Source organism: Frankia sp. CcWB3 (assembly GCF_977927595.1).
Map to the genome: position 1 here is coordinate 1 of NZ_CDWRCK010000357.1, position 3,232 is coordinate 3,232.

A 3,232-nucleotide genomic window follows, 5' to 3' on the forward strand; every position below is an offset into this window, starting at 1 on the left:
CAGGCCCTAGGGCCGGTCGGCCTTCATCCCAGGTGGGCAGATTCATCGCCCGGACCCGTTCGAACAGGTTTTCCACGTTGAACGACGCCAGTCGCACCGGCCACCCCCACAGCACCGTCGTGTTGGCTCTGCTGCACAGCGTGGCAATCTGAGGGGCTACTGTCGACCCACCGGCAGGTGAATCTTTCGTGATCTTGATGGTTCACGCGTGGCCGTGCTTGTAGTAGTTCTCTTGATCTTGCATCGATCAAGATCATAGTATGGATGGGTAAGGCTAAAGTGGTACTGATATGACTCGGAATTGATCTTCGGAAGGGATCGGGCCTCCGGCCTGGGCCTATGCTCCCGCGATAGGACTCGAACCTATAACCTGCCGGTTAACAGCCGGCTGCTCTGCCAATTGAGCTACGCGGGATCGGGTGCCGTGCACCTGCCATGCACCTGACGTCGTCAGCCTACCTGAGGTTCGGGCGGTCTTGGACGTGGGGTAGGAATCAACCCGACGACACAACGTCAAGCGGCCGGCGGCCATCCGCCTGCACGTCCCTCGGTCTCCTGGGAGGCAACATGCGTATCAGGCCCAGCGTCATCCTGGCCCTCGGTCTCGGATACGTCCTCGGCGCCCGGGCCGGCCGGGAGCACTACGACGCCATCATGCGGCAGGTCCGTGACCTCCAGGAGCGCCCGGAGGTCCAGAGCGCGGCGGGACTCGTCTCCGCGCAGGCGGCCACCTTCTACCAGAAGGCCCGGGACCTGCTTGGCGCCCACGCCGGGCAGTCCGCGACCAGGCTGTTTACTCCCCTCGGCTCGCACAGCTCCAACCGTGTCGGATCCAACGGCGTCGGCTCGGTCGGTGCCCGCTGATCGGGGCACCCTCGCGCCGGAGACCCCGGAGGCCACCGATGAGCGGTCCCGGCGGGACATGCCGATGAGGCAGGCGAGGCTGAACGGGCCGGGACGACCGCACGCCTCCGGTCACCCCGAGACTCCGGACGGCGCACCGTCCGCCCTCGCCGGTCTTGTGGACCTGTTGGGCCGGCGTTTCGCCCTCGCCGTCTACTGGAACCTGCGCGGGACGGCCCTGCCGTTCCGCGCGCTTGTGGCGCGGCTCGAGGCGCCGCAGGCCCAGGTGACCCAACGCCTGCGGGAGCTGCGCGAGGCCGGCCTCGTCGAGGTGGACGAGGCCGGCGAGTACCGGCTGACCGCGCACGGCCGTCGCCTGCAGGGAGTGCTGGAACCGCTGGCGGCCTGGGCGGACGAGTGGTCCGGGCTGAGCCCGCGCCAGCGCACGCCCCGAGGGTCAGCTACCCAGGGTCACGGTGAGCCCTAAGCCCGGTGGACTCCCGCTTGATGGCAACATCCTGACACCGCGGGATGGTCACTCTCGAGAGGCATTTCGTGACAGCAAGATCACAGCTTGTCTTGAGCTCGTTTTAAGGATCTCTTAGGCCCGGCGGGGTGTGCTGGTCCTTGTCGAACGCGGTCGCACCTTGGGCCATCCGGGTGGCCCAAGGTGCGACCGCCCGGCCGCCCGGGTGGCTGGCGAACTGGAGCAGCCTCACCCACCAGAGGTAACCCCGGCTTCTGGTGGGTCTCCCCAGCCCGGGTCGCGGCCCGTCCCAGCCGCGACCCGGGCTCAGCCCTGCCCGCCGCGCGAAGCCGCCACGGACCGGCGTGCGCGCGAGGCCGTCGTGGACCGGCGTGAGGTCAGCCGCCGGTGAGCCGTTCCCGCGCTTCGGCGAGCCGCCGCAGGGTGGTCTCCCGGCCGAGCACCTCCAGCGACTCGAACAGGGGCAGTCCCACGCTCCGCCCGGTCACGGCGACCCGCACCGGTGCCTGCGCCTTGCCGAGCTTGAGACCGTGCCGCTCGCCGACCTCGGTAAGTCCGGCCTTCAGCGTCTCGGCTTCCCATTCGATCTTGTCGTAGAGGTCGTGGACGTCGGCGAGCAGTTCCGCCGCCGGCCCCTTCATCGCCTTGGCCCAGGCCGCGTCGTCGATTGGTACCTCCGGCAGGAAGAGGAAGTCGACCATCGGCACGATCTCCGACAGCACGGAGACCCTGCTCTGCGCCAGGGGGGCGAGGGCGGCGAACGCGTCCGCGCCGAACGCGGCCGGCTCCCACGGCGCGGCCGGTGCCGAGAGCCAGGGCCGGACCGCCTCGATGAACTCCTCGACGCTCAGCCGCCGGATGTACTCACCGTTGAACGCCTTGAGCTTCTTCTCGTCGAAGAACGCCGGCGACGGCTTCACGTCGGCAAGGTCGAAGGTGGACTCGATCGTCTCCCAGGGCACGATCTCGTCCTCGCCGGGCGGGGCCCAACCGAGCAGCATCAGGTAGTTCTTCATGGCGGCGGGCAGGTATCCCTCGTCCCGGTAGGACTCGAGCGCCACCTTGTCGCGCCGCTTCGACAGCTTCTGGCGTTTCTCGTTGACGATCACCGGGACGTGCGCCCACACCGGCGGCGCACCCGCGCCGAGCGATGCCCAGAGCAGCTGCTGCTTCGGGGTGTTCGACAGGTGTTCCTCACCCCGGATGACGTGGGTGATCCCCATCTCCAGGTCGTCGACGACGTTGGCGAGCAGGAACACCGCCGACCCGTCGGCCCGCGCGACCACGAAGTCCTCGATGGTGTCGTTCGGGAACTCCGGCGTGCCGCGGATGAGGTCCTCGACGATCGTCACGCCGTCGTCCGGCGTGCGAAAGCGCAGCGCCCGGCCGGGACCCGGGGTGAGCCCGCGGTCCCGGCAGAATCCGTCGTAGCCGCGCTGCGCGTTGCCGGTACGTTCCGCCAAGGCCTCGCGCGTGCAGTCGCAGTAGTAGGCGAGACCTTCGGAGTGCAGCCGCTCGGCCGCGGCCCGGTGCCGGTCGGCGCGCGACGACTGCAGCACCGGACCCTCGTACCCGCCGGGGCTGATGCCGAGCCAGTCCAGCGCGCTGATGATGCCGTCGGTCCACTCCGGCCGGTTGCGGGACGCGTCGGTGTCCTCGATGCGCAGCACGAAGTTGCCGCCGGCGCGCCGCGCGACCAGCCAGTTGAACAGCGCCGACCGCGCCCCACCCACATGGAAGATGCCGGTGGGAGATGGCGCGAATCGAACCCGTACCCGCCCAGATCCCATGCCGCGCAGCGTACAGCGGATCTCGACGGGCGAACCGGGCGTGGGCCGATGGTGACCGGCCGCGGAATCGGTCTCCCGGGCGGCCGGCCACGCCCCCGTTCAGCCGAGGAGG

The 3,232-nt window shown here is 69.4% G+C and carries 3 protein-coding genes and 1 tRNA gene; 2 read left to right on the forward strand and 2 right to left on the reverse strand.

The window, feature by feature from the left end; genetic code table 11:
* Positions 1 to 342 precede the first annotated feature (342 nt).
* A tRNA-Asn gene (locus ACY5KJ_RS19005) sits at positions 343 to 415 on the reverse strand.
* A 152-nt stretch (positions 416 to 567) separates the two neighbouring features.
* Here ACY5KJ_RS19005 and ACY5KJ_RS19010 point away from each other — a divergent pair.
* Both ACY5KJ_RS19010 and ACY5KJ_RS19015 read left to right on the forward strand, forming a co-directional pair.
* Positions 568 to 864 (forward strand): hypothetical protein, encoded by a 297-nt coding sequence (locus ACY5KJ_RS19010; RefSeq protein WP_462189241.1) that lies wholly within the window; start codon positions 568 to 570, stop codon positions 862 to 864.
* On the forward strand, positions 854 to 1,330 hold the full coding sequence (locus ACY5KJ_RS19015) for a winged helix-turn-helix transcriptional regulator (protein WP_462189242.1): 477 nt from the start codon (positions 854 to 856) through the stop codon (positions 1,328 to 1,330). Before ACY5KJ_RS19010 ends, ACY5KJ_RS19015 begins: the two co-directional genes overlap by 11 nt.
* A gap of 377 nt (positions 1,331 to 1,707) precedes the next feature.
* Here the strand turns inward: ACY5KJ_RS19015 and gltX are convergent, their stop codons facing one another.
* A complete protein-coding gene (gene gltX, locus ACY5KJ_RS19020) occupies positions 1,708 to 3,120 on the reverse strand; it encodes a glutamate--tRNA ligase (protein WP_462189243.1) in 1,413 nt (470 codons plus the stop codon).
* Positions 3,121 to 3,232 lie beyond the last annotated feature (112 nt).

Bases quoted from the DNA above. Each gene is read 5' to 3' on its own strand.
- ACY5KJ_RS19010 (WP_462189241.1), top strand. From the start codon at position 568: ATGCGTATCAGGCCCAGCGTCATCCTGGCCCTCGGTCTCGGATACGTC.
- gltX (WP_462189243.1), bottom strand. From the start codon at position 3,120: ATGGGATCTGGGCGGGTACGGGTTCGATTCGCGCCATCTCCCACCGGC.